Raw genomic sequence first — 25,252 nt, 5'->3', positions numbered from 1 at the left:
ATGCAGCTCTCCCGGGCACGACGCGGCCCGGACAGTTCTGAAACTAGGCCTCGCACGGCAGCGGGGACAACGACCGGACCGGGGCAGCTGTGGGGCAATCGGGTCGACCGGGGACGCGGGGCGTCGACGCAGGTCAGGACAGGGCGGGGGTGCGTCGTCCGAGCCTCAGGCCCGCCGCCCGCACGGTCTCGACGCACACGGGCGCCTCCGCCTCCGCCAGCTTGCGCCGCAACCTCTTGACGACGGCCCGCACCTGGGCACCGTCGCCGACGTAGCCGGTCGCCCAGACCGTCCGAGCGAGCTCGGGAAAGGCCCACACCCGCCCCGGCTCGGAGGCCAGCACCCTGAGCATCGCGAACTCCAGGGGCGTCAGTCGGACGTACCGGTCCCCGAAGGTGACCGTCCGCTCGTCCGCACGCAGGGTGCACCCCAGGATCGGGTCCGTCGCGACCGACGGGAGGGTATGCAGCAGCTCCTGCGCGTGCTCCAGGGTGGGGGCCAGCAGGACGGCGACGTCCGGAGGCAGTCCGGCGATGAGCCGGGCCTGCTCCTCCCGGCACGGGCTGACCACCACGACGAGGCTCGGCGCGGAGGACGATGCGGGCACCCCGGCCGCGGTCGACACCGCCGCCTCCCCCGTGGAACGCGGTCGCAACTGCCTGATCTCCTCCGTGTTGCCCGTAGGGGGAGGATAGGACAGCGGCCGCAAGAGAAGCCAGACCTTCGGCATATTTGACCCGGAGCCGAAGCCTCAGCAGAATTCAGGGATGAACTCCGAATCTTTCAGCGTCGAGACCCGGGCCGTTCACGCAGGACGCGCCGATCTGACCGCTCTCGGGGTGCACGTCCCGCCGATCGACCTCTCCAGCACCTATCCGCTGCCCGACGTGGAGGCCGGGGGTGCGGCCTACGACCACCTCAGCGGTGGGTACGACCGCGAGGAGGGACAGACCGCGGTCTACCAGCGCCTGTGGAGCCCGGGGGTGGCCCGCTTCGAGGAGGCGCTGGCCGAGCTCGAGGGCGGGGAGGCCGGGGTGGCCTTCGCCTCCGGGATGGCGGCGCTGTCCGCCGTCCTGCTGGCGTGCGTGGGTGCCGGGACACCGCACGTGGTCGCGGTGCGTCCGCTCTACGGCGGATCCGACCACATCCTGGCCACCGGTCTCCTCGGGACCCGCGTGACGTGGACCACCGCGGACGGCATCGCCTCGGCGGTCGAGCCCGACACCGGCCTGGTCGTCGTCGAGACCCCGGCGAACCCGACCCTGGACCTGCTCGACCTGCGGGAGGTCGTGGCGGCCGCCGGGTCCGTGCCGGTCCTCGTGGACAACACCTTCGCCACCCCCGTGCTGCAGCGACCCCTGGAGCACGGGGCGACCCTCGTGCTGCACTCGGTCACCAAGTTTCTCGCCGGGCACGGCGACGTGCTCGCCGGCGCCGTGGTCACCGATGCGGGGTGGGCGCGCCGGATCCGCCCCGTGCGGGCCATCACCGGCGCGATCCTGCACCCGCTGTCCGCGTACCTGGCCCACCGGGGTCTGCAGACCCTGGCCGTGCGCGTCCGTGCCCAGCAGGACTCGGCCCAGGTCGTGGCCCGCTGGCTGTCGGAGCACGACGCGGTCGAGCAGGTCTTCTACCCCGGTCTGGAGGGCGCGGACCCCCGTGGTCTCGTCGGCACCCAGATGGCTGGCCCCGGTGCGGTGCTCTCCTTCGACCTGGGCTCCTACGAGCGCGCCGCCGCGGTCGCCACGGGGTGCCGGCTCATCACCCACGCGGTCTCCCTCGGCGGCGTCGACACCCTGGTCCAGCATCCCGCCGCCCTCACCCACCGGGTGGTCGCGGACGAGGCGAAGCCGGGCCAGGGCATCCTGCGGCTCTCCGTCGGCCTGGAGAGCCCGCAGGACCTCATCGCCGACCTCGGGCAGGCCCTCCGCGCCTGAGGGTCAGGGGCTCTTCGGGGCGGCCTTCCTCGCGGTCGCCTTCTTCGCCGTCGTCTTCTTGGCCGCGGTCTTCCTCGCCGGTGCCTTCTTAGCCGCCCGCTTGCGGGTGGTCGGACCCTTGGCCCGCTTCTCGGCCAGCAGCTCGAAGGCGCGCTCCTCGGTCAGGGTCTCGGGGTCGTCGTCCTTGCGCAGGGTCGCGTTGGTCTCCCCGTCGGTGACGTAGGGCCCGAAGCGCCCGTCCTTGACCACGACCTTCTTCCCGGACACGGGGTCCTCGGCGAACTCCGCCAGCGGCGGCTTCGCGACCCCCCGGCCCCTCGTCTTGGGCTGGGCGTAGATCGCCAGCGCCTCCTCGATGGTGATGTCGAAGATCTGGGCCTCGGTCTCCAGGGAGCGGCTGTCGGTGCCCTTCTTGAGGTAGGGCCCGTAGCGGCCGTTCTGCGCCGTGATCTCGACACCCTCGGCGTCGACGCCCACCACGCGCGGCAGGGACAGCAGCTTCAACGCGGTGTCCAGGTCGATCGTGGCCAGGTCCATGTCACGGAAGAGCGAACCGGTGCGGGGCTTGATCTTCGCGGCCTTCTTCCTCGTGCTGGCCGCCGGCTCCTCGTCAGGGACCACCTCGGTGACGTAGGGCCCGTAGCGCCCGGCCCGGGCGACGATGTCCCGTCCGGTCTCGGGGTCCTGCCCCAGCACGCGCCCGTCGTCGGCGGCCTGGGCCAGCAGCTCGGTCGCCTTCTCGGCGGTCATCTCGTCCGGGGCGATGTCGTCCGGGACGGTCGCCCGCCTCACCTCGCCGTCCTCCTCGACCTCGACGTAGGGGCCGTACCGGCCGACGCGCACCGTGGTGCCGTCGCGATGTCGATCGCCGACACGGCCCGGGCGTCGCCCAGGTCGTCCAGGTCGTCCACGAGCGAGCGCAGGCCCTCGGCCCGGGTCGCCTCGTCACCGAAGTAGAACCGGTGCAGCCAGGACACCCGCTGCTCGTCACCCTGGGCGATCCGGTCCAGGTCCTGCTCCATCGCGGCGGTGAAGTCGTAGTCCACCAGGCGGGGGAAGTGCCGCTCGAGCAGCTGGGTGACGGCGAAGGCCAGCCAGGTCGGGATGAGGGCGGACCCGCGGCTGCGGACGTAGCCCCGGTCCTGGATGGTGCTCACGGTCGCGGCGTAGGTGGAGGGCCGGCCGATCCCCTTCTCCTCCAGCGCCTTGACCAGGGTCGCCTCGGTGTAGCGCGCCGGCGGGCTGGTCCGGTGCCCTTCGGCCTCCGCGCGCAGCGTCTCCAGAGCGACCCCCTCGGACAGCTTGGGCAGTCGCTTGCCCATCTCGCCGTCCTCGCCGTAGCGGGACTCGTCGCGTCCCTCCTCGTAGGCGGCGAGGAAGCCGCGGAAGGTGATCACGGTGCCGGAGGCCGCATACTGCGCGGTCCGGTACGCGGTGCCCTCGGGCAGCCGCGCCTCGAGCCGGACGCTGGCGGTCGAGCCGCGCGCGTCGGCCATCTGGGAGGCGACCGTCCGCTTCCAGATGAGCTCGTAGAGGGCGTACTCCTGGCCCCGCAGCTCGCCGGCGACCTGGGCCGGGGTGCGGAACCGGTCGCCCGCCGGCCGGATGGCCTCGTGCGCCTCCTGGGCGTTCTTGCTCTTCTTCCCGTAGGACCGGGGGGCCTGGGGCACGTAGTCGGCGCCGTACATGTCCCGGGCCTGCTCCCGGGCCGCGTTGACCGCCGAGCTCGACAGCGTCGTCGAGTCGGTCCGCATGTAGGTGATGTAGCCGTTCTCGTAGAGACGCTGGGCGGTGCGCATCGTGCTCTGGCTGTTCAGCCGCAGCTTGCGGCTGGCCTCCTGCTGCAGCGTGGAGGTCGTGAAGGGGGCCGAGGGGCGGCGGGTGTAGGGCTTCTCGGAGACCTCGGTGACGGCCACCTCGGCCTCGAGGGTGCCCGCGGCGACGGACTGCGCCGCCTCGGCGTCCAGCTGCACGGCCCCCTGGGTGCGCAGCGTGCCGTCGTCGGCGAAGTCCCGGCCCGTCGCGACCCGGGCCCCGTCGACCGCGCTGAGCTTGGCCTCGAAGGCCTGGCCGGTGTTGCCCCCGGGGGCGAACTCGCCCTCCACGTCCCAGTAGGAGGCGGACCGGAAGGCCATCCGCTCCCGCTCCCGCTCGACGACCATCCGGGTGGTGACCGACTGGACCCGCCCGGCCGACAGCCCTTGACGCACCTTGCGCCACAGCACCGGCGAGACCTCGTAGCCGTAGAGCCGGTCGAGGATGCGCCGGCTCTCCTGCGCGTCAACGAGGTCCATGTCCAGCTCCCGCGTCTCGTGGACGGCGCGCTGGATGGCCTCCTTGGTGATCTCGTGGAAGACCATCCGGCGGACGGGGACCTTGGGCTTGAGGACCTCCAGCAGGTGCCAGGCGATGGCCTCGCCCTCCCGGTCCTCGTCGGTGGCGAGGTAGAGCTCGTCGGCGTCCTTGAGCGCACGGCGCAGCTCGGCGACCTTCTTCTTCTTGTCCGCGTCGACGACGTAGTAGGGCTCGAACCCGCCGTCGACGTCGATGGCGAAGCGCCCGAAGGGGCCTTTCTTCATCTCCGGGGGCAGCTCGGAGGGGTTGGGCAGGTCCCGGATGTGGCCGATGCTGGCGTCGACCCGGTAGCCCGGGCCGAGGTACTCCCCGATGCTCTTGACCTTGCCGGGGGACTCGACGATCACCAGCTTGGTGCCTGCGGCCATGTTCACGCTCCTTGACCCCGTGTGCCGCGGATTCGTCGCGGCTCCGACACGGGACCTCGGGCGCAACCGTAGCCGACGGTCCGGAGCGACTACGCTGCTGCCCCATGACGGTGCGACGAGGACCAGGTGTGCGGCCGCGCCGCCGGAGGGGCCCCGCGCTGGCCCTGGCGGTGGGCGCGATGCTCGCCCTGGCGGGCTGCGACGACGACCCGCAGGAGGCACCGGCCACCCCGACCGACGCGGCCGGCACGGAGGGTGCCGGGGGTGAGGACGCGGCGCGCAGCGCCGCCCCCGTCGCTCCCCCGACCGAGCCCATGGAGCTGGAGCTGGCCGCCGGCGAGCGCAGCGCCACCGCGGACGGCAGCACGATCCGGGTCGAGGGCGACCGGGCGGCCTTCGTGCTCCCCACCGGCAACATCGCGTGCGTGCTCACCGAGCAGAGCGCCACCTGCCAGATCGCGGAGAAGTCGTACACCGTGAGCGAGGCGGAGATGGTCCCGGACCTCGTCGGGCCGTGCAGCCCGGCGGACGCCAACGCCATGCGGACCATCGAGGAGTCCGGCGCCTGGACCTGCGTCTCCGAGGACCTGGTCAGCGACGCCGGGCTCACCGCCGGCGGCTGGTGGGAGCCGGAGGTCGACCGCGACACGCTGGAGGTCGACGGCGTGCGGGTCGCTGTCCTGCCCTACGGCCAGCGGATCGAGGTGGGGCCGGTGTGGTGCGAGTCGTCGGAGGCGGGCGTCACCTGCGCCAACCCCGAGCTCAACGGGCGCAGGTTCGTGCTGTCCCGCGGCAGCTTCGCCTACGACCGCAGCGCCTGACCCGGGGCGCTGACCCCGCCCGCTCAGACGAGCAGGCCGTCGGCGACGAGCTCGCGCAGCAGGGGCAGGACCTGCTGCTCCACCTCGGCGGAGGGCACCTGCGTGAGCACCGCGAGCCCGCCGCACAGCTGCCGTGCCGTGAGCTCCCCGTCGCAGGCGCCCACCAGACCCGCCCCCAGGGTGTCCAGGCGCACCACCCTGCCCAGACCGCCGCCCTGCCGAAGCTGGATCACCTGCGGGTCCGGGGCGCCGGGCCGACCGACCCGCTCCTCGGTGACGTCGTCGGCGACCGACCAGGCGACCTCCAGCAACTCGTCCTCGGAGTGCTCGGCGAGCCAGGTGCGGGCCCGGACCCCCCGGAGGACCACCGGGCCCATGGGGGTGGCTACCGGCGTGCGGACGTCGACGAGGTCCTGCCACGGCTCCCGCTCCTCGACCGGCCGCTGCAGCGTGATCACGCCGAACCCGACCCGCTCGACCCCCCGCTGGGCGAAGTCGTCGAGCCACGCGGCGTAGAGCTGCTCGAACCCGGCGGTCCCCGCCCGGTGACCGCCGTCGCGGACCCAGGTCTCGGCATACTCGGCGACGTCCTGCTCCTCGCGCTGCACGACCCACGCGTCCAGGCCGGTCCCGGCCAGCCAGCCCCTGACCCGGTCCTGCCACCGCTCGCCGGCCCTCAGCTCCCAGTTGGCCAGGAGCTGCGCGATCCCGCCCGGGGCGAGGTGGCGACCGACGTCCCTCACCAGCCCCGCGACCAGGGCGTCGCCCCCCTGCCGGCCGTCCCGGTACTCCAGCACCGGCACGTCGGGTCTGCGGGGGGTGATGACGAACGGCGGGTTGCTGACGACGAGGTCGAACTGCTCGTCCGCGACCGGCTCCAGGAGGCTCCCCTGCCGCAGCTCGGCCTCCACCCCGTTGAGCGCGAGGGTGAACCGGGCGAGGTCGAGCGCCCGTCCGGACAGGTCGGTCGCCACCCGGTATGCCGTGTGCCCGGCCAGGTGCAGCACCTGGACCCCGCACCCGGTCCCGAGGTCGAGGGCACGGCGGACCTGCGGCCGCGGCGTCCAGGTCGCCAGCGTCAGCGACGCGCCACCGATCCCCAGGACGTGGTCGGGCGGGAGCGGCCCTCCGGTCGCGCCCTCCCCCGGGTCCGAGGCGACCCACCACGTCTCGCTCTCGGTGCCGTAGGGACGCAGGTCGCAGGTGGCCCGCACGGACGAGCCGTCCTCCACCACGAGCCCCAGGCGCACCAGACCTGTGCTCCTGGTGCGGGGCAGGCACCGGTCGAGCGCGGCCGCAGGGACCGCCAGGCCGAGCACGAAGCAGCCCACGAGCACCCCGGCGGGGTCCTGCAGGTCGGTGGTGGCCCGCACCGCCAGCAGGGGCTGCTCGCGGTGCAGCGCGTCCGCCGCGCGGTCCCCCAGTGCCCGCCGCACACCGGCGAGGTCGTAGCCGGCCTCCTGCAGGTCCGCCCGCAGCGCCTCCAGCGCGACCGGGTCGTCGCTGCGCGGTGGCGTCCGGCCGGCGTCCGTCGCGGCGTCGGGCGCCAGGCTGTCGGGCTGGGGGCTGTCGGGCGAGGTCACGGCAGCACTCTCCCACGGCCCGCCCACGGGGCCGCGGGCCCACGGGACGGGCCCGCCCGGTCGAGGTGACCGGACGGGCCCGAGCGCAGGAGGTGGTCAGTCCCCGGAGACGACCCCGGCCGCCTCGACCTCGGGGGCGTCCCCGATGGCGATGTCGCGGCGCTTGGAGACCGTCACCGCGCCGATGATGACGACGACCGCCAGCAGGGCGATCCCCCAGCGGACGAGGTCGTTGGCCCCGTCGCCGTAGGTGAGGCCGACGATGGCCGGCGCGATGAGCAGGGCGACGAGGTTCATCACCTTGATGAGCGGGTTGATGGCCGGGCCGGCGGTGTCCTTGAAGGGGTCGCCGACGGTGTCGCCGATGACCGTGGCCGAGTGCGCCTCGGTGCCCTTGCCGCCGTAGTTGCCGTCCTCGACGATCTTCTTGGCGTTGTCCCAGGCACCACCGGAGTTGGCCAGGAAGACCGCCATGAGCACGCCGGTCCCGATCGCGCCGGCCAGGTAACCCGCGAGCGCGCCGACGCCCAGGCCGAAGCCGACCGCGATCGGGGCGAAGACGGCCAGCAGGCCGGGGGTGGCCAGCTCGCGCAGCGAGTCCTTGGTGCAGATGTCGACGACGCGGGCGTAGTCGGGCTTCTCGGAGTAGTCCATGATCCCGGGCTTGTCCCGGAACTGGCGGCGCACCTCGAAGACGATCGCCCCGGCGGCGCGGGTCACCGCGTTGATCGCCAGGCCGGAGAAGAGGAAGACCACGGCCCCGCCGATGAGCACCCCGGCCAGCGCGCGCGGGTCGAAGATGAGGAAGGACTGGAAGACGTCGGTCTCGGCCTCCTCGCTCACGTCGCCCAGGGAGTTGGTGATGGCGTTCCAGTAGGCCCCGAACAACGCGGTGGCGGCCAGGACGGCCGTGGTGATCGCGATGCCCTTGGTGATGGCCTTGGTGGTGTTGCCGACGGCGTCCAGCTCGGTGAGGATCTGGGCGCCGGCCTCGTCGACGTCGCCGGACATCTCGGCGATGCCCTGGGCGTTGTCGGAGACCGGGCCGAAGGTGTCCATCGCGACGATGACACCCACGGTCGTCAGCAGGCCGCAGCCGGCCAGGGCGACGTAGAAGAGCGCGACGATCATCGAGCCGTTGGCGAGCAGGAAGAGGCCGAAGATGGCGCCGGCGATGGTGACGGCGGTGTAGACCGCGGACTCCAGGCCGATGCCGATGCCGGAGAGGATCACGGTGGCCGGGCCGGTGAGGGAGGTGCGGGCGACGTCGTTGGTCGGCTTGGACTCGGTGCCGGTGAAGTAGCCGGTGAGCCACAGGATGAAGGCGGCGAGCACGATGCCGATGACGACGGCCGCCGCCGAGCCCAGGGCCGGGTTGAAGTCGAGGTCCCCCGTGTCGCCCAGCAGCGAGAGCATGCCACCGGTCACGGTGCCGGAGGCCTCGCCTCCGCCGAGGTCGGCGGAGTCGGTCGGCAGGAAGACGAAGGCGGCGACGACGGAGGCGACCGCCGCGACGGCCGCCGAGATGTAGAAGCTGCGGTTAATGGCCTGCAGGGCGTTCTGCCCCGCCTTGGCCTTGGTGATGTAGACACCCATGATCGCCGTGAGGACACCGATGGCGGGGATGACGAGCGGGAAGGTGAGACCGCCCTCGGCGCCCAGGGCCGCGGTGCCGAGGATGAGGGCCGCGACAAGGGTCACGGCGTAGGACTCGAAGAGGTCGGCCGCCATGCCGGCGCAGTCGCCGACGTTGTCGCCGACGTTGTCGGCGATGGTGGCGGCGTTGCGCGGGTCGTCCTCGGGGATGCCGGCCTCGATCTTGCCGACGAGGTCGGCGCCGACGTCGGCGGCCTTGGTGAAGATGCCGCCGCCGACCCGCATGAACATCGCCAGCAGCGCGGCGCCGAAGCCGAAGCCCTCGAGCACGGTCGGTGCGTCACCCTGGAAGACGAGGACGACGAGCGCGGCGCCGAGCAGACCCAGGCCGACGGTCGCCATACCCACCGTGCCACCGGTGCGGAAGGCGATCCGCATCCCCTGGTCCCGGTCCCCGTGGCGGGCGGCCTCGGCCACCCGCATGTTGGCGGCGGTCGCCAGGTTCATGCCCAGCCAGCCGATGGCGGCGGAGAAGCCGGCCCCGAAGAAGAAGGCCACGGAGCGGCCGATGCGCACGAACATGTCGTCGGCGGGCAGGACCAGCAGCAGCAGGAAGGCGACCACGGCGAAGATGCCGAGCGTCCGGAACTGGCGGGTCAGGTAGGCGGAGGCCCCCTCCTGCACGGCCGCGCCGATCGCCCGCATGCTGTCGGTCCCGGTCGGGGTGGCGAGCACCTGCTTGCGGAACATGAAGCCGAAGACCAGTGCGACCAGGGCGATGGCGAGCACGACGATCACGACGGCCGTATCGAATCCGGTGAGCGACAGATCGCTCGCCGCGGCTCGGACTGGGACCATGGACTGCCTCCTGAGGTGGCCCGCGACGGTGCGGGCGACGACGCGCGAGAGCTCGCGCGGAACTGCGTGGACGCAGGTCACTGTAGTGAGGGCCGCCACGCTTCCCAACACCCCCCGCGGCACGGCTGAGATTCGTGGGCCTGTCAGGGGCCGGGCGTAGCGTGGTCGCACCATGTCCGCACCAGCTCCTGCCCCTGTGCCGCCCCCGCCCCCCGGGGCGGTCGCCGCAGGCCCCGACGCGCCTGCCTTCGACCCGGTGCGCACCCTCGCCCACCTCGGCCGCGGGGCGCGTGCCGCGCGGCTGGTGCACACCCGCACGGTGCCCGCCCGTGAGGGGCGCACCGTGCCCTGGCCGGGGTGGGTCGCCCCGGAGGTGACCGCGGCCCTGCACGGGGAGGGGATCAGCGAGCTGTGGGAGCACCAGGGCGCCGTGGCCGAGCTGGCGCGCCGGGGGGAGCACGTCGTCGTGGCCACCGGCACCGCGTCGGGCAAGTCCCTGGGCTACCTGCTGCCGGTCCTCACGGCGTTGTCCGAGGGCGTCGGGGCGCCGACCGGCCGCGGCGCCACCGCCCTCTACCTCGCCCCGACCAAGGCGCTGGGTGCCGACCAGGCGGCGCGGCTGCACCACCTGGCCCTCCCCGGCATCCGGGTGGCCACCCTGGACGGGGACACCCCCACCGAGGAGCGGCGCTGGATCCGCGAGCACGCCCACTACGTGCTCACCAACCCCGACCTGCTCCACCACACGCTGCTGCCCGGTCACGAGCGGTGGCGGCCCTTCCTCCGTGCCCTGCGCTACGTCGTCGTCGACGAGTGCCACGTCTACCGCGGCGTCTTCGGTGCCCACGTCTCCGCCGTGCTGCGACGCCTCCTGCGACTGGCGTCCCGGTATGGCGCGCACCCCACCGTGGTCCTCGCCTCCGCGACGGTCGCCGAGCCCGCCGCCCTCGGTCGGGCGCTCCTGGGGCAGGACGTCAGGGCGGTCACCGACGACGCCTCGCCGCGCCGGGAGACGGTGGTGGCGCTCTGGGAGCCGCCGGAGCAGGACGACGGCACCCGCCGCAGCACCCTGTCGGAGGCGGCGTCGGTCCTCACCGATCTGGTCCGGACGGGTGTGCAGACCGTGGCCTTCGCCCGCTCCCGTCCCGGGGTCGAGGTCGTCGCGGCCCGGGCGCGTGAGGCCCTGGAGGCCGACGGCGGGCCGGGCGACGCGACCGCGGGCCAGGTGGCCGCCTACCGCGGCGGCTACCTGCCGGAGGAGCGGCGTGCCCTGGAGTCGGCCCTGCGGGACCGGTCCGTCCTGGGGCTCGCCGCGACGAGCGCGCTCGAGCTGGGCATCGACATCGCCGGCCTGGACGCCGTCGTGATGGCGGGATGGCCGGGCACCCGGGCCTCGTTCTGGCAGCAGGCCGGCCGTGCCGGGCGCAGCGGCGCCCCCTCGCTGGCCGTCCTCGTCGCCGCCGACGACCCCCTCGACGCCTACCTGCTCTCCCACCCCGAGCTCATCTTCGACGCCCCGGTGGAGGGTTGCGTCCTGGACCCGGAGAACCCCTACGTCCTCGGGCCGCACCTGGCCGCGGCAGCGGCCGAGCTCCCACTCACCCGGGCCGACTCCCGGTGGTTCGGCCCCACGGTCGAGACCCTGGCCGAGCAGCTCGTCGTCGGCGGGCTCCTGCGACGGCGCCCCACGGGGTGGTACTGGTCGCGACCGGACCGGCCCTCCGACCACCTCCGGCTGCGCGACGCCGGTCAGACGGTGCAGATCGTGGATGCCGCCAGCGGGCGGGTGCTCGGCACGGTCGACGAGGCCCGGGCGCTCACCACGGTCCACGAGGGCGCGGTCTACGTGCACCAGGGCCAGCCGCACGTCGTCACCGAGCTGGACCTCGAGGGCGCCGTGGCGCTGGTGGTCGCGGGCGATCCCGGCTGGTCCACCCGGGCCTTCAGCGAGAGCACGTTCGCCATCCGGTCGGTGGAGCAGGAGCAGCTGTGGGGAGCCGCGCACCTGTGCACCGGCCGCGTGGAGGTGACGACCCGCGTGACCGCCTTCCAGCGGGTGCTGCCGGACGGCACCGTCGTGGGCCACCACCCGCTGGAGCTGCCGGAGCGGTCGCTGCTCACCCAGGGCGTGTGGTGGACGCTGCCGTCGGAGGAGCTGGCCCTCGCCGGGATCGCCGAGGACGAGGTCCCCGGGGCGCTGCACGCGGCCGAGCACGCCGCGATCGGCATGCTCCCTCTTATGGCGATGTGCGACCGCTGGGACCTCGGTGGGGTCTCGACGGCGCTGCATCCCGACACCGGCCTGCCGACCGTGATGGTCTACGACGGGCACCCGGGCGGCGCGGGCTTCTCCCGGCGCGCCTTCGGCGTGGCCGCCACCTGGCTGGCCTCCACCCGCGACCTCGTCCAGGCGTGCCAGTGCCGGTCCGGCTGCCCGGCCTGCGTGCAGTCCCCGAAGTGCGGCAGCGGCAACGACCCCCTGTCGAGGACCGGTGCGGTGGCGCTGCTGGACCACCTCCTCAGCGAGCGGCCCGTGGCGGTGCCGACCGCCTGACCTGCTCCGGAGCGCTCGCTGGGCCCGTCCGACCGCGCTAGGCTCGAGGTCGGGCACCGACAGCGGGTGCCGGTCGCCACCGACTCAAGGACGTCACCGCACGCTCCGGAAAGAGGCCCCCATGGTCATCTTCGGCCTGATCCTCCTCCTGCTCGCCCTGGCGGTCATCGCCTATATGTGGTTCGCGACCGCCGGGATGTCCGCCGTCGAGATCGACTACGGCGTCCTCAACGTGTCGCTGGAGCCCTTCTGGCTCTTCGTCGCCGGTGGCATCGCCCTCGCCGCGGCAACCTCCGGACTGTGGATGATGGCGGTCGGGACCCGGACCAAGGCGCGCAAGGCCAAGGAGGTGCGGGAGCTGCGCCGGCAGGCCAAGGAGGCCGACCGTCGCGCCGAGCGCGCCCAGGACTCCTCGACGCTGGACCAGCGCTCCGCCCCGGCGGGTGCGCCCTCGTCGGGGGCGTCCCACCCTCGCGGGACGACGCCCTCCACCGGGTCGGACGCGCCGATCCTGCCCCGGTCCCCCCGGGGCGAGGGGCACACGACCCCGGGCGCCCCCGGGGCACGGAGCGACCTGGACGTCGACCCGCCCCGACGCTGACCGTCATCCGGTCAGGGCCGCTGCGCCGCCCACGGCCTCGGCCGTCGCCTCCCAGGGGGTCCCTGGCACCTCGCTCGTCACGGTGACCCGCACCCGGGGCCAGGGATCGGTGCCGACGAGCTCCGTGCGACAGGTCCGTAGGGAACCACCGTTGTGCCGTGCGACCGTGCCGGCCGCGGCGCAGGCCTCGCGCTCGCCCTCACCCCGGACGAGGCTCCCGGCCGCGGCGAGGGCCGAGAGGTCCGCGGCAGCCCGCGCACGTTGGCCCGCGGCCAGCACGGCCACGAGCAGGAGGGCGAGCACCAGGAGGGTGCTCACCCCCGCGATGACCCCGACCGCGAGCACGGTGCCGGACCCACGCTCGGTCGGCGACGGGGGCCGGTGTCCGCGCCCGGCCGGCGACGGCAACCGGCGCTGTCTCGCTCGCCGGACGCTCACGGTCCCGCCCCGGGCTCCCAGAGGGCCTGAGCGGACCCCTGCGCCCCTGGCACAGCCGGGAGCCAACGCACCCGGGCGGGGGCGGAGACCGTCACCACCACTCGGTCGTGGTCGACGTCGACGCTGACCATCGCCCCGTGGGGCGCGCGGGCACGGACGAGCCCCTCCACCACGGCGGGGTCCTCCCCGCGGGATGCGGCGCGCGCCCCGACGCGCGCCGCATCCACGACCCGGACCTGGTCGACGCCCAGAGCCAGAGCGGTGAGACAGATCGCGAGCACCAGAAGGACCGACGGGACGGCGAGGGCCAGCTCGGCGCTCACCATCCCCCGGTCCCTCGTCCGGTGCCCGCGCGGGCTCACAGCGACACCGACAGCGCGGTGGTGATCACCGACGTCACGACGCCCTTGACCGCACCCGACTTCAGGATCGCCAGCAGCACCGCGGCGAACGCGCAGGCGGCGATGGTCCCCACGGCATACTCCGCCGTCGTCATCCCCGCCTCTCCTCGGTGACGCAGCTCGCGCACCAGGGCGCGCAGCCTGATCGTGGACTTCTTCATGGTCCCCTCCTCTGGTCAGCACCCCCGGATGGGGCGCCTGTCGTCCTACCCTGCGGAGCCGGAGCCGCCCCGGGGAAGGGTCGGGCACCGTCTGTGGACGGGCCGGCCCCCCGCCGTGCAGGTGTGGAGGAGCATCCGCCCGGGGTGCCCGGGGTGCCCGGGGTGCCCGGGTTGCCCGGGCGGGTATCGGGCGCGCCCTGCGACACCTCACCAGGCCAGCTCGCGGGTGAGCGCCAGGACCAGGGGAAGCACGCTGATCAGCACGAAGGCCGGCAGGAAGGTCAGACCCAGGGGCAGGACCAGGCGCACGCCCAACCGGGCCGTGGCGAGCTCGACGTCCGAGACCAGGTCGCCCCGAAGGTCGAGGGCCGCCTGCCTCAGCGTCTGCGCCGGGGCCACGCCGGCGATCGCCGCCAGCTCCAGAGCGGTCCGGGCCGAGACCCAGTCCGGGCCGGCCTCGGCCCAGGCCTCGTCGACGTCCGCCCCGGCCACCAACGCCCGGCCCACCCTGCCCAGCTGCTCGCTGCGGCTCGACGGGAGGACGGTGGCCACCTGGGTCGTCGCCTCCCCCAGGGACACCCCACCGTGCAGGGCCAGGGCCAGCAGCTCCATCGCCTCGGCCACGACGGCTCCTCCCTCACCCGCCCGCGACGCCCTGTCCCGGCCGCGATGCTGCCGCGAGGGCGGCGGCCCGGCCCGCGCCGGCGTCCAGGCCGGGTCCGGCGGACGCCACCACAGCAGCACCGCGGCGGCGGCCAGCGCACCCGCCAGGACCGCCATCACACGGGACCGCCCGTCATGCGGAACCCCCCAGGACCGTGGCCACCAGGCGCCGCACCCAGACCTGGCCCGCCAGGAGCAGGACGGCACCGGTCCCCACCGAGGCGTGGGCCACGGGATGACCGTAGAGGGCAGCGGGGCCGACACCCAGCACCGCCGCCAGCCCCACCCCGGCCAGCGGGAGGGCGGTCAGGACGGCGACGGTGGCCCGGGGCCCGGCGACGGCGACCTGGAGAGCCCGCGTGAGTCGGGCGCGCTCCCGGCCTGCGTGCGCGCTGACACGCAGGGCGGCGGCCAGCGGCGCCCCGGTCAGCTCGGCGACCCGCCACGCCCGTGACACCGACGCGAGCGTGGGGCTTCCGGTCTGCCGCGCCAACCGCGTCCAGGCCGCTCCCAGCTGACGCCCCTCGGCGGCGGCGCCGGCGAGCTGCTCCCAGGCGCCGCCGGGGTCGCTCCCACCCACGGCGAGCTGGACGGCCCGGGAGACCGGGAGCCCGGCCTCGAGGGCAGCGGCCAGCCCGTCGAGCACCTGCAGCTCGGCCATCCGGGCCCGGCGGTCAGCGCCGGCTCCCCGCCAGCGGGCGAGGGCCGTGGACACCGCGCGGACCCACCGGGCCGTGACCCCCCGGCGCGGGTGACCCCGACCCCGACCCGACCCCGGCGCACCGGACCTCACCGGCCACACCAGGACGGCCAGCCCCACCACGAGCCCGACCAGCAGGGCGCCGGCCGGACCCGGTCCGGCGCCCGTCACGACCCGCCGCCCCCGGGCCAGGTAGCACCCACCCGTGCGGCGAGATCACCCCAGGCCGGTCCGCGGACCCAGGCACCGGGCCCCCCGGACAGGGCGGTCTCGCACCGTACGCGGCCCGTGGCGTCCTGGCGGAGCGTCCCGACCTCCCGGAGGCGCCGCCCGGCCACCCCGCGGTCCACGTGCAGGACCACGTGGATCGCGCTGGCCAGCTGGGCGTGGACGGCGGCCGGCGAGAGGTCGGCCAGGGCGCCCAGCGCCTCGAACCGCGTGACGACGTCCCCCGCGGTGTTGGCGTGCAGGGTCCCGCACCCACCCTCGTGCCCGGTGTTGAGGGCCGTGAGCAGCTCGCGGACCTCGGCTCCCCGGACCTCGCCGACCACCACCCGGTCGGGCCGCATGCGGAGGGACTGCCGGACGAGGGTGGTCAGCGGGATCTCCCCCCGCCCCTCGACGTTGGCGCTCCGGCCCTGCAGGTGCACGACGTGCGGATGATCGACGCGCAGCTCGCGCACGTCCTCGACCACGACGACCCGCTCCTCCCGCGGGACCAGACCCAGTAGCACCGCGAGCATCGTCGTCTTGCCCGTGCCCGTCCCTCCTGACACGACGAAGGAGGCACCCGATCTCACCACGCCACGCAGCACGGCCTCGGCGAGGTCGTCCACCGCCCCCCAGGCCCGCAGGTCCGCCAGCCCCGGGACGGCGCGGCGTGGTATCCGCAGGCTCAGGTGGGCACCTCCCGCCACCAGGGGCGGGAGCAGCGCGTGCAGACGCACGCCGCCCGGGAGCAGTCCGTCCACCCAGGGCGAGGACTCGTCGAGCCGCTGACCGGCCATCGCGGCGAGGCGCACCGCGAGCCGGCGCACGCCGCGCTCGTCCTGGAGCAGGACGGTGCTGGGCTCCACACCCCCGCCCCGGTCGACCCACACTCCCGTGGCGCCGTTGACGAGGACGTCGGTGACCCGCTCGTCGTCGACCAGCGGGCCGAGGGGGCCGAGGGCGGCCAGCAGCTCGCCGAGGCTCGCGGACCTGTCCATGGACCCGAGCGTGGCTGCAGGCACCGTCCTCCGGTAGTCCACGGGGCTGGCCTGTGGACCGCTCCCCCGACCCGCCGACCCGTGTGGGCGACCACCGCACCCGACGACACAGAGGGTCGCCGGTCGCCACGAGAGAAGGTCAAGAGTTGGTCAAGAAGCAGGTCAGCGCGCTCTGCCAGACCGCATACCCGAACGCGCCCTGGGAAAAGGGGACGGCCCCGGCGGGGGGGATGCCGGGGCCGTCGGTGCCCAAGGTCAGGGGGGGATGACCCTGTGCACCCGCGCTACAACTCTTGCGAGGAGCGCTAGGTGTGAGTATGCCCCATGCGATGGGTGCGACGCAAGCGATACCCGAAACTCGTCGGACCGGGTACCTCCGCTTGGACTTCCATCGCGTCACCGCTGCGGCAGCTTTCCCGCGAGCACCGCGTCCGCGACCCGGGCACCCTCCTCGGCCGCCCGACCCACGGCGTGCGCGCAGTGGATCAGCCACAGCCGGACCCCCTCGGGCCCTCCCTCGGCGTAGGCGGCCAGAGCGCCACGGTAGTCGGTGCCCGCACGGTCCGCATGTCCGGCCTCCGGCACCGCCACCCCCGTGGGGTCGAGACCCCCCACCCTGACGAGCACCCGGTCCAGGGCACGTGCGACCACGGCGTTGCCCGCGACGAAGGGCCGCCCCACGGCGATCTCCGCGTGCACCACGGCCGACAGCACGAGCACCGGGACGCGGCCTCCCGGGACCGCGGCGACCAGCTCGTGCACCAGCCTCAGCCGTTGCAGCGACTCCTCGACCGCCGGTGCGGCCCCGAGGACCTCGACGGCCTCCGGGCACCCGTCGGACGAGCGAGGACGCCCGACCTGGTCCTCGGGCAGCAGGCCCGCGGTCGCGGCCGTGTGCAGCGCGGCGAGCAGCTGTGCCGGCGCGCGCAGGTGCGTGGCGCCCACGTGCTCGGTGGCCGCTGTGGCCCGGACGACGCCGGAGAGCACCTGCCACACCGGGTCCTGGCCCCTCGCCTGCCACGGCACGGCGCCGCGCATCAGGTCGCGGACGAGCGGCAGGCTCGCCTCGGAACCGGCGGGCTCTGCCCCCTCGAGCAGCGCCGAGGCCGTCGCCCCGCGGACGCGGGACTCCGCGGCCGCCTCGGGCGTGCGACGCCGCAGCGCCTGGTGCCAACGTAGGCGGGTGCACGCGTCCCTGGCCTCGTCCACGGCCTCCTGCACGCCGGGGAGGTCGGCGAGCGCACGCAGGGCGTCCAGGGGGGGCGAGGTCATCCGCCCACCCTACGAGCGGCCCCCTCGACCCCCGGAGAGGCCCGGACGGGCCCGGCGAGGCGGGCCGATGTTACCGGCGGGTCCTTACCAAGTCTTGACCGAAACCCTCTTGGTGGCACCCGCGCGTGCTGGCAGGATGAGAGGCATCGACCTCGGTGGCCCCCGCTTCGGGTAGTGCCCCACCGGCTGTCACGGGACCGGTGAGTCGACAGGGTGTCCGCCCGGCACTCACAGGGGTGTGCCGGGCGGACATCCTTCTGCTGAGCCCCCGCCCCAGCGACCGTCCCTGCGCCACGGTGCACCGGTCCGCCCGAGCGCTGATCCTGCGACCGGCCCGCGCACGGGATAGCATCCGAGCCATGTCATCTCCTGTGAACGACGCCCCGCCGCCCCTGACCGGCGTCACCGGCGAGCGCACGCTGGGACAGTTGGTCTCCGACGTCTCCACCGACCTGTCGCAGATCATGCGCGGCGAGCTCGAGCTCGCCAAGGCCGAGATCAAGCAGGACGTCACGCACGCCGGCAAGGGGGCCGGCATGTTCGCCGGTGCCGCCCTGTTCGGTCTCTACGGCCTCGGCCTGCTCTTCCTCGGCCTGGCGGGCGTCATCGCGATCTGGCTGCCCTGGTGGGCAGGCCTGCTCATCATGGCGGCCCTGCTCTTCGTCGTGGCCGGTGTCCTCGCGCTCGTCGGCAAGGGTCAGGTCACCCAGGTCAAGGGCAAGCCGGAGAAGGCCATCGACCAGGGCAAGCAGACCGTGGAGAAGCTCAAGGCCTCGGCCCAGCCCCCCCACAAGGCCGGCATGCTCGCCCCCGGCACCGAGCACCTCAGCGGTTCCGGCGCCACCCCGGCCGCCAAGGCCCTGGACAACGCCCTCGACGTGGAGCGCCGCGAGGCCACCCGTAGCTGAGCCACCCGTCACCGGGTCCGACCGACCCGGCCGTGACCCGACGCCGTCCCCTCCAGGGGGGCGGCGTCCTGTCGTCCCGGCGGCCTCAGAGCTCCAGGTCGAGGGTGCGCACCGGGGACCACGACGGGGCGATGCCCGCCAGGTCGAGGAGCCGGTCGAGCAGACCACCGGTGAAACCCCAGACCAGGAGCCCCTCGACGTCCCAGGCCGGCCCCACGAAGCCGCTCGGGTGCCGCACCTGGAAGCGGCCCGCCGGGTCGGTCAGGGAGGACACCGGCGGTTGGAGCACCCGGGCGACCTCGCGCTCGTCCTTGGCCCACAGGGTGGCCGGGTCGGGCTCCCGCCACCACCCCAGCACCGGCGTGACGTCGTAGCCGCTGACCGGGATGTGGAGCGTCGGCAGGGTGCCCAGCACGTCGACGGTGGGAGGGTGCAGGTCGATCTCCTCCCACGCCTCGCGGAGCGCGGTCGCGGGCGCGTCGACGTCCTGCGGCTCGGTGCCCCCTCCAGGGAAGGCCGGCTGCCCGGCGTGCGAGCGCATCGTGTGGGCGCGCTCGGTGATCACGACCGTCGTGGCACCCGGGTCCTGCGGCTCGTGCACCCCGGGGGCGAAGAGGATGAGCACCGCCGAATGCCGGCGGCCGCCCTCGGGCGGCGGGAGGAAGCGGCTGAACCGCTCCCCGTCGACACCGGGCAGCGCCGCGGCCAGGTCGGTGAGCCAGGCCGGGGGGAGGTATGCCGTCACGCCGGCCCCCTCACCGGCGCGGCGCCGAGCGGACGAGGGCCTGGGCCTCGACCGGGTCGGTCTCGCCCGTCCCGTAGGACGGGCACAGGCGCGCCACCGGGCAGGCCCCGCAGGCCGGACGACGGGCGTGGCAGGTGCGGCGGCCGTGGAAGATGAGGACGTGGGACAGCCGGGTCCAGTCCTTGCGCGGGAAGAGGGCCCCCACGGCGTGCTCGACCTTGACCGGGTCCTCCTCCGCGGTCCAGCCGAACCGCCGGACCAACCGGCCGAAGTGCGTGTCGACCGTGATGCCCGGGACGCCGAAGGCGTCCCCGAGGACCACGTTGGCGGTCTTGCGGCCGACCCCGGGGAGGGTCACGAGGTCCTGCAGCCGGCCCGGGACCTGCCCGTCGAAGCGCTCGACGAGCGCCTGCGCCAGACGCAGCAGGGAGTCGGCCTTGGCGCGGAAGAAGCCCGTGGGCTGCACGATGGTCTCGACCTCGGTGCGGTCGGCCGTGGCCAGGGCGGCGGCGTCCGGGTAGCGCGCGAACAGGGCCGGGGTGACCCCGTTGACGCGCAGGTCCGTCGTCTGGGCCGACAGGACGGTCGCGACGAGCAGCTGGTAGGCGTCCTGGAAGTCGAGCTCGCACCCGGCGTCGGGGTAGCGCTGCTCCAGCAGCCGCGCCATGCGGCGGGCCCGCCGCGTCAACGCCAGGGGGGTCTCCCCCGCGGGTGTCCGGTCCGGCGTCGCACCGGGGGCGGGCAGGCCGGCGGGAAGGTCGGTGGGGAGGGTCACCCGTCCAGCGTAGACGTGACGTGCGACACACCGGCTCCCCCCGTTGCGCTGCTGGTCATGGCACGATGATGGTGTGTACCGGCCTGTCGTGATGAAAGCGCCGCTCTTCGCCGCCCTCGACGAGGAGACCGCGGACCGCCTCATGGACTCGATGACACCGCTGCGCCTGTCCCGGGGGGAGGTGGTCTTCCGGGAGGGTGATCCCGGGGATTCGCTCTACGTCATCGTCTCGGGCAAGATCAAGCTGGCCCGCGGCTCCGGCGACGGGCGCGAGAGCCTGCTGTCGGTCCTCGGTCCGGGGGAGATGTTCGGGGAGCTGAGCCTGTTCGACCCCGGCCCGCGTCTCAGCACCGGCTACGTCGTCTCCGACACCGAGCTCATCTCGCTGGGCAACGACGCCCTGCGCCGCTTCCTCGGCGAGCACCCGGAGGTGGCCATGCAGATGCTGGCCGGGCTGGCCCACCGGTTGCGCCGCACCAACGAGGGGATGTCCGACCTGGTCTTCACCGACGTGCCCGGCCGGGTCGCCAAGGCCCTGCTGGACCTGTCCGACCGGTTCGGCCGACGCACCGAGGACGGGGTGGCGGTCACGCACGACCTGACCCAGGAGGAGCTGGCCCAGCTGGTCGGCGCGAGCAGGGAGACGGTCAACAAGGCGCTGGCCGACTTCGCCCACCGGGGGTGGCTCACGCTGGGCGCCAAGTCGGTGGTCCTGCTGGATACCGACCGGTTGCGCCGCCGGGCCCGCTAGCCCGTCCGGGGCGCGCGGACGGGTGGGCTACAACCGTCCCAGGTAGTCCAGCTGCGCCAGCACCGAGAGCCGGGCCGCCGGCCACACCTCCCGGGGGACGTCGGCATACACCAGCTGCACGACCCGGTCGGCCAGATCCGCCCCGGCGACCGGGGCGGGATCCGCGCGCAGCCGCTCCACCGCGTCCCGCACCTGCTCGAGCCGCTCGTGGCGGTGCCGCCAGTAGTGCTCGACCGTCCCCGCGGCGTCGGGCACCACCGGCCCGTGGCCGGGGGCGATGCTCGTGGCGCGGCCCGACCCGGTCAGCGTCCGCAGCCGCTCCAGGGAGGCGAGGTATGAGGTGAGGTCGCCGTCGGGGTAGGCCACGACGGTGGTGCCCCGGCCGAGCACCGTGTCACCGGTGAGCAGGACCTGCTCGGCGGGCAGCAGGAAGGAGACGGAGTCGGCGGTGTGGCCGGGGGTGCGGACCGTCAGCAGCTCCAGCCCCCCGACCCGGACCACCTCACCCTCCTCCAGGTCGTCGTGCCCGCGACCCACGGCCCGGACCGGGGCACCGGTCAGCTCGGCCCAGCGGCCGGCGGACTCGGCGTGGTCGTCGTGGCCGTGGGTGAGAAGCGTGAGCGCGACCCGGGCCCCGCGGGACCCGACGTGGTCGAGCACCGCCTGCAGGTGCTCCTCGTGCAGAGGCCCGGGATCCACCACCACGACGTCGGTGCTGCCCGGCTCGGAGAGCACCCAGGTGTTGGTGCCCTCGAGCGTCATCGGGGAGGGGTTGGGGCACAGGACGGCGTGGGCCCGCTCGCCCCACGCCCCGCCCCGCCATCCCGGGTCGGCCGGGCCGGTCGGTCTCATCGGAGGTCCGTCCCGGGGACCGGCAGCCCGTGACCGTCGGGGCCGACCGGCGACCGCATCCAGAGCGTGCCCCCGTGCTCGACCGGCCAGGGCTGCACGGGGTGGACCGGGACCGGGCGGGCGAGCCAGTCGTCCAGGCCCCCCACGGGCACCTCCATCAGCTGCTCCACCATGACCTGCGTCGGGGGCAGGAGCACCTCCCGGCCCTCGGCCTGCGCCCGCAGGATGTCGGCGGGGGTGGCCCATCCCGCGACCTCCGCCTCCGAGCTGCGGTCGTCGGCCACCTGCCCGCCGGGCATGCGGGCGGCGAAGAACCTGGTGTCGTAGCGGCGCGGCTCGCAGACCGGGGTGGTCCAGTGGCCCCGCAGCGCCAGCAGGTCGGTGCGCAGCACGAGGTCGAGCCAGGTGAGCATCTCTGCGAAGCTCTGCGAGCGGTCCAGCAACGCCTCCCGCTCGCGGTCCCACGAGGGGTCGGTGAGGTCCGCGACGACCTCGTCGGCGCTGGGTCCGGCCAGCAGGACCCCGCACTCCTCGAAGACCTCGCGGGCGGCGGCGATGACCAGCTCGCGGGCGATCGGCTCCGCCACCTGCAGCCGGCGGGCCCACCGCGCGGGGTCGGGACCGGCCCAGGGCAGGCTCGGGTCGGCGTCGCGGGCGTCGACCCCGCCACCGGGGAAGGCCAGCATCCCCCCGGCGAAGGCCATCCCGGCGGCCCGGCGCAGGACGAACACCTCCACGGCCGACCCGGGGGCGACACCCGCCACCTCGGCCGCGGCCTCACGCGCGAGCAGCACGGTGGCCGAGGCCCGGGCCGGGGCGACCGTGCGCTCCTCCTGCGCGGTGTCCAGCCAGCGTCGGGTCTGCTCGGCGATGACGGCCGGCATCGGGAAGTCGCGGTAGGGAGCTCCGGCCATGGGGTCAGTCGCGCAGGGCGACCGTGATCTCGACCTCGACCGGGGTGTCCAGCGGCAGGCTGGTCACCCCCACGGCGGAGCGGGCGTGGACCCCGGCCTCGCCGAAGGCGGCCCTCAGCAGCTCGGAGGCGCCGTTGACCACGGCGGGCTGGCCGGTGAAGGACGGGTCGCTCGCCACGAAGCCGACGACCTTGAGGACCCGGGCCACCCGGTCGAGGTCGCCGACGACGGACCGCACGGCCGCGACGGCGTTGAGCGCGCAGATCCCGGCCAGCCGGTGGGCCTCCTCCGGGTCCACCAGGCCCGGGCCCTCACCGACCTTGCCGGTGGCGGCCAGGACGCCGTCGACCATGGGGAGCTGGCCGGAGCTGAAGACCAGGTCGCCGTGCTGCACGGCCGGCACGTAGGCGGCCAGGGGTGGGACCACCTCGGGGACGGTGTGGCCCAGCTCGGCCAACCGCGCCTCGACGGCACTCACGAGGACCTCAGCCCTTGGGACGCTTGAGGTAGGCCACGAGGTTGGCCCCCTCGCCCGGCCCGGGGACCACCTGCACGAGCTCCCAGCCGTCCTCGCCCCACTGGTCGAGGATCTGCTTGGTCGCGTGGATGAGGAGCGGAACGGTGGCGTACTCCCACTGCTGGTTCGTCATGGGGCCGACCCTACCGGCCTCTCACCGCAACGGGTCGAGCGGCCGCAGCGCCTCCGGCACCGTCCCGGTCATCATCTGCTCGACGAGCAGACGGGCGGTCGCCGGGCCCTGGCACATGCCCCACATCCCGTGACCTCCGTGCACCCATACCCCCGGCGTGCGCGCCGGACCGACGAGCGGGAGCCCGTCGAGGGTGACCGGCCGCGAGCCCACCCACTCGTCTTCGCGGGCGGCGGCCGACAGGTCCAGCGAGGGCAGCAGCGGCCGGCCGGTGGACACCAGCCCGTCGATCCGGGCCTGCACGAGGGGCGCGTCGGTGGGGCGGAACTCCATGGTGCCGCCGATCCGGATGCGCCCGCCGCCCAGGGGGGTGCAGACCAGCCGCTCGTGCGGGAAGTAGACCGGGACCGCCAGCTCGGAGTCAGGTCCCGGCACCGAGAAGGAGTAGCCGCGTCCGGCCCGCAGCGGCTGGCGGACGCCGTGCGGCCCCGCGAGCCGCGGCAGCCAGGCGCCCGTGGCCAGGACGACCTGGTCGGCGCGCACCGGCTCCCCACCGACCACGTCCACGAAGATCCCCCCTGCCCCGTGGCGCAGGCGGGCCACCTCGGCGCCCACCCGCACCTCGCCCCCCCGGGCCCGCACGGCGTCCGCGAGGGACTCCATGAACGGTCCGGGGTCGATGCGCCGCTGCCCCTTGATGACGACCCCGAAGCCCACGTCGGGCGACACGACGGGGGCCATCTCGCGCACCCGCTCGCCGTCGACCCGCTCGGCGTCGACGTCCTGCCCGGCCGCCCGGATGAGGTCGAGCTCGTGGAAGAGGGACGCGACGGCCTTCTCGGTGGTGAACGCCGCCACCATGGGACCGGGGACGGTCCGCACCTCGAGCCCGCCGGCCTCGAGCTGGTCGTAGGCCTCCAGCGCCATCGTGTTCAGCGGCACGAGGGCCGCCATCGTCCGACGCCACTGCGGCATCCGGCAGCGCGCCGCGAAGCGGGCGAGGAAGAGCGCGAGACCGAGGTCGGCCTGCGGCGGCACGGAGATCGGGGAGGCCGGGTCCAGGATCGCCCCGACGCCGTAGCCGAGGACGGCCGGGTCGGCGAGCGGCACGGCCAGGCCGGGGGTCAGCCAGCCGGCGTTGCCGAACGAGGCGCCGGCGGCCACGCCGCTGCGCTCGAGCACCGTCACCCCCACCCCGCGCTCGAGCAGGTGCCACGCGGTGGCCAGCCCGACGATGCCGGCGCCGACGACCGCGACCTTGCGGGGGCGACGCTGCCCCACCCAGGAGGGACGAGCACTCATGCGGGGAAGGTAGCAGCGTGCTAGGAAACGACCGTGAGCACCTCCCCCGACCGCGGCATTCTCGACCTCCGGGGACCTGACCCCTCCCGCACCGTCCCCTACGGCCCGGCTGCGCACCAGGTCTACGAGGTGCACGAGCCCCCGGGGGAGCCGCACGCCTGGGTGCTCCTGGTCCACGGAGGGTTCTGGCGGGCGGAGTGGGACCGCGTCCACCTGCGGCCCCTGGCCGCCTCGCTCGCCGAGGAGGGGTATGCGGTGGCGCTGGTCGAGTACGTCCGTCCCGGGCTGCCCGGGGGCGGGTGGCCGGCGACCGGGGATGACGTGGTCGCGGCGGTCGCCGCCGTCGGGCGGGACGAGGCCGGGGCGTGCCCCGTGGTCCTCGTCGGGCACTCCGCCGGCGGCCACCTGGCGGTGTGGACCCTGCACCAGGTCGGGGAGCAGAGGCGAGCACGGTCCCCGGCCTCGCCGGGGCGGTCAGCCTCGCGGGCTGCCTGGACCTTCACCTGGTCCACCGGCTGGGCCTGGACGGCGACGCCGCAGCCGCCCTGATGGGCTCGACCCCCGCCGCGGACCCGACCGCCTGGGGCGCGGCGGACCCGGCGCGGCTCGGGCGCGCCCCATACCCCGTCGTCGTCGTGCACGGGGACCAGGACGAGCAGGTGCCGCTCGAGGTGGCCCGCTCCTGGTGGGAGCAGGCGGGCGACCCCGGACGCGACCGTCTCGTCCTCCTGCCCGGGGTCACCCACTTCCCCCTCGTCGACCCCACGCACCCGGCCCGCACGGTCCTCCGGGACGCCATCGAGGGGCTGCTCGCCCCGCGATGAACGGGGTTTCCTCAG

General features: G+C 74.6%; 25 protein-coding genes and 1 pseudogene. 8 read left to right on the top strand and 18 right to left on the bottom strand.

Annotation, left to right across the window (positions count from 1 at the left end):
- Nucleotides 1-133 precede the first annotated feature (133 nt).
- Nucleotides 134-625, bottom strand: a complete 492-nt coding sequence (locus E3Z34_RS02520; RefSeq protein WP_158288587.1) for a winged helix-turn-helix domain-containing protein — start codon at nt 623-625, stop codon at nt 134-136.
- A 142-nt stretch (nt 626-767) separates the two neighbouring features.
- On the opposite strand from E3Z34_RS02520, the gene E3Z34_RS02515 reads away from it, so the two are divergent.
- A complete protein-coding gene (locus tag E3Z34_RS02515; RefSeq protein WP_134772341.1) occupies nt 768-1,937 on the top strand; it encodes a trans-sulfuration enzyme family protein in 1,170 nt (389 codons plus the stop codon).
- A 3-nt stretch (nt 1,938-1,940) separates the two neighbouring features.
- Here E3Z34_RS02515 and topA read toward each other — a convergent pair.
- Nucleotides 1,941-4,660: pseudogene (gene topA / locus E3Z34_RS02510) on the bottom strand (type I DNA topoisomerase).
- A 104-nt stretch (nt 4,661-4,764) separates the two neighbouring features.
- Between topA and E3Z34_RS02505 the strand changes: the two are divergent.
- Nucleotides 4,765-5,481: a hypothetical protein gene (locus E3Z34_RS02505; RefSeq protein WP_134772340.1), complete on the top strand. Its 717-nt coding sequence runs from the start codon at nt 4,765-4,767 to the stop codon at nt 5,479-5,481.
- 23 nt (nt 5,482-5,504) lie between these two features.
- On the opposite strand, the gene E3Z34_RS02500 is transcribed toward E3Z34_RS02505, so the two are convergent.
- Together E3Z34_RS02500 and E3Z34_RS02495 are read right to left on the bottom strand one after the other, a co-directional pair.
- Entirely contained in the window at nt 5,505-7,064 is a 1,560-nt protein-coding gene (locus E3Z34_RS02500) for a DUF7059 domain-containing protein (protein ID WP_338043766.1), read from the bottom strand.
- A 96-nt stretch (nt 7,065-7,160) separates the two neighbouring features.
- Nucleotides 7,161-9,518: a sodium-translocating pyrophosphatase gene (locus tag E3Z34_RS02495; protein WP_134772339.1), complete on the bottom strand. Its 2,358-nt coding sequence runs from the start codon at nt 9,516-9,518 to the stop codon at nt 7,161-7,163.
- 172 nt (nt 9,519-9,690) lie between these two features.
- Here E3Z34_RS02495 and E3Z34_RS02490 point away from each other — a divergent pair, with 172 nt between their 5' ends.
- Both E3Z34_RS02490 and E3Z34_RS02485 read left to right on the top strand, forming a co-directional pair.
- Complete coding sequence (locus E3Z34_RS02490; protein ID WP_134772338.1) at nt 9,691-12,072, top strand: DEAD/DEAH box helicase; 2,382 nt, start codon at nt 9,691-9,693, stop codon at nt 12,070-12,072.
- Between the two features lie 121 nt (nt 12,073-12,193).
- Nucleotides 12,194-12,673, top strand: a complete 480-nt coding sequence (locus tag E3Z34_RS02485; RefSeq protein WP_134772337.1) for a leucine-rich repeat flightless-interacting protein — start codon at nt 12,194-12,196, stop codon at nt 12,671-12,673.
- Between the two features lie 3 nt (nt 12,674-12,676).
- Here E3Z34_RS02485 and E3Z34_RS02480 read toward each other — a convergent pair whose 3' ends face one another.
- The 7 genes from E3Z34_RS02480 to E3Z34_RS02450 form a co-directional block, all read right to left on the bottom strand.
- Nucleotides 12,677-12,991 (bottom strand): Rv3654c family TadE-like protein, encoded by a 315-nt coding sequence (locus E3Z34_RS02480; RefSeq protein ID WP_238695308.1) that lies wholly within the window; start codon nt 12,989-12,991, stop codon nt 12,677-12,679.
- 116 nt (nt 12,992-13,107) lie between these two features.
- On the bottom strand, nt 13,108-13,437 hold the full coding sequence (locus tag E3Z34_RS02475; RefSeq protein WP_134772335.1) for a TadE family type IV pilus minor pilin: 330 nt from the start codon (nt 13,435-13,437) through the stop codon (nt 13,108-13,110).
- Nucleotides 13,438-13,469: 32 nt separating this feature from the next.
- Entirely contained in the window at nt 13,470-13,673 is a 204-nt protein-coding gene (locus tag E3Z34_RS02470) for a DUF4244 domain-containing protein (protein WP_134772334.1), read from the bottom strand.
- A 207-nt stretch (nt 13,674-13,880) separates the two neighbouring features.
- Nucleotides 13,881-14,453: a type II secretion system F family protein gene (locus tag E3Z34_RS02465; RefSeq protein ID WP_134772333.1), complete on the bottom strand. Its 573-nt coding sequence runs from the start codon at nt 14,451-14,453 to the stop codon at nt 13,881-13,883.
- Between the two features lie 16 nt (nt 14,454-14,469).
- Complete coding sequence (locus E3Z34_RS02460; RefSeq protein ID WP_134772332.1) at nt 14,470-15,207, bottom strand: type II secretion system F family protein; 738 nt, start codon at nt 15,205-15,207, stop codon at nt 14,470-14,472.
- Nucleotides 15,204-16,244, bottom strand: a complete 1,041-nt coding sequence (locus E3Z34_RS02455) for a TadA family conjugal transfer-associated ATPase (RefSeq protein WP_134772331.1) — start codon at nt 16,242-16,244, stop codon at nt 15,204-15,206. Before E3Z34_RS02455 ends, E3Z34_RS02460 begins: the two co-directional genes overlap by 4 nt.
- A gap of 396 nt (nt 16,245-16,640) precedes the next feature.
- Nucleotides 16,641-17,516, bottom strand: a complete 876-nt coding sequence (locus tag E3Z34_RS02450; protein WP_134772330.1) for a Fic family protein — start codon at nt 17,514-17,516, stop codon at nt 16,641-16,643.
- A 359-nt stretch (nt 17,517-17,875) separates the two neighbouring features.
- On the opposite strand from E3Z34_RS02450, the gene E3Z34_RS02445 reads away from it, so the two are divergent.
- Complete coding sequence (locus tag E3Z34_RS02445) at nt 17,876-18,424, top strand: phage holin family protein (protein ID WP_134772329.1); 549 nt, start codon at nt 17,876-17,878, stop codon at nt 18,422-18,424.
- Nucleotides 18,425-18,509: 85 nt separating this feature from the next.
- Here the strand turns inward: E3Z34_RS02445 and E3Z34_RS02440 are convergent, their stop codons facing one another.
- Together E3Z34_RS02440 and nth are read right to left on the bottom strand one after the other, a co-directional pair.
- Nucleotides 18,510-19,169, bottom strand: a complete 660-nt coding sequence (locus E3Z34_RS02440; protein ID WP_134772328.1) for an NUDIX hydrolase — start codon at nt 19,167-19,169, stop codon at nt 18,510-18,512.
- 10 nt (nt 19,170-19,179) lie between these two features.
- Nucleotides 19,180-19,836 (bottom strand): endonuclease III, encoded by a 657-nt coding sequence (gene nth, locus E3Z34_RS02435; RefSeq protein WP_134774693.1) that lies wholly within the window; start codon nt 19,834-19,836, stop codon nt 19,180-19,182.
- Nucleotides 19,837-20,017: 181 nt separating this feature from the next.
- Between nth and E3Z34_RS02430 the strand changes: the two genes are divergently transcribed.
- Nucleotides 20,018-20,695 (top strand): Crp/Fnr family transcriptional regulator, encoded by a 678-nt coding sequence (locus E3Z34_RS02430; protein ID WP_134772327.1) that lies wholly within the window; start codon nt 20,018-20,020, stop codon nt 20,693-20,695.
- Between the two features lie 27 nt (nt 20,696-20,722).
- Here E3Z34_RS02430 and E3Z34_RS02425 read toward each other — a convergent pair whose 3' ends face one another.
- From E3Z34_RS02425 to E3Z34_RS02405, 5 genes are read right to left on the bottom strand one after another with little or no spacing between them, the layout of a single operon-like run.
- Nucleotides 20,723-21,547: an MBL fold metallo-hydrolase gene (locus tag E3Z34_RS02425; RefSeq protein WP_134772326.1), complete on the bottom strand. Its 825-nt coding sequence runs from the start codon at nt 21,545-21,547 to the stop codon at nt 20,723-20,725.
- A complete protein-coding gene (locus E3Z34_RS02420; RefSeq protein WP_134772325.1) occupies nt 21,544-22,461 on the bottom strand; it encodes an NUDIX hydrolase in 918 nt (305 codons plus the stop codon). Before E3Z34_RS02420 ends, E3Z34_RS02425 begins: the two co-directional genes overlap by 4 nt.
- 4 nt (nt 22,462-22,465) lie before the next feature.
- Entirely contained in the window at nt 22,466-22,939 is a 474-nt protein-coding gene (locus tag E3Z34_RS02415; protein WP_134772324.1) for a RidA family protein, read from the bottom strand.
- Between the two features lie 7 nt (nt 22,940-22,946).
- Nucleotides 22,947-23,111 (bottom strand): Sp36 family protein, encoded by a 165-nt coding sequence (locus E3Z34_RS02410; RefSeq protein WP_134772323.1) that lies wholly within the window; start codon nt 23,109-23,111, stop codon nt 22,947-22,949.
- A gap of 21 nt (nt 23,112-23,132) precedes the next feature.
- The gene (locus tag E3Z34_RS02405) at nt 23,133-24,413 is read right to left on the bottom strand and encodes an NAD(P)/FAD-dependent oxidoreductase (RefSeq protein ID WP_134772322.1); all 1,281 of its coding nucleotides are present in this window, start codon (nt 24,411-24,413) and stop codon (nt 23,133-23,135) included.
- 33 nt (nt 24,414-24,446) lie between these two features.
- Between E3Z34_RS02405 and E3Z34_RS02400 the strand changes: the two genes are divergently transcribed.
- Together E3Z34_RS02400 and E3Z34_RS02395 are read left to right on the top strand one after the other, a co-directional pair.
- On the top strand, nt 24,447-24,962 hold the full coding sequence (locus E3Z34_RS02400) for an alpha/beta hydrolase (RefSeq protein WP_134772321.1): 516 nt from the start codon (nt 24,447-24,449) through the stop codon (nt 24,960-24,962).
- Nucleotides 24,962-25,237, top strand: a complete 276-nt coding sequence (locus tag E3Z34_RS02395; RefSeq protein ID WP_134772320.1) for an alpha/beta hydrolase — start codon at nt 24,962-24,964, stop codon at nt 25,235-25,237. Before E3Z34_RS02400 ends, E3Z34_RS02395 begins: the two co-directional genes overlap by 1 nt.
- Nucleotides 25,238-25,252 lie beyond the last annotated feature (15 nt).

Source organism: Ornithinimicrobium flavum, assembly GCF_004526345.1.
GTDB lineage: Bacteria > Actinomycetota > Actinomycetes > Actinomycetales > Dermatophilaceae > Ornithinicoccus > Ornithinicoccus flavus.
Note: the sequence above shows the minus strand (reverse complement) of the source record. Positions and strands in the feature narration are given on the sequence as shown.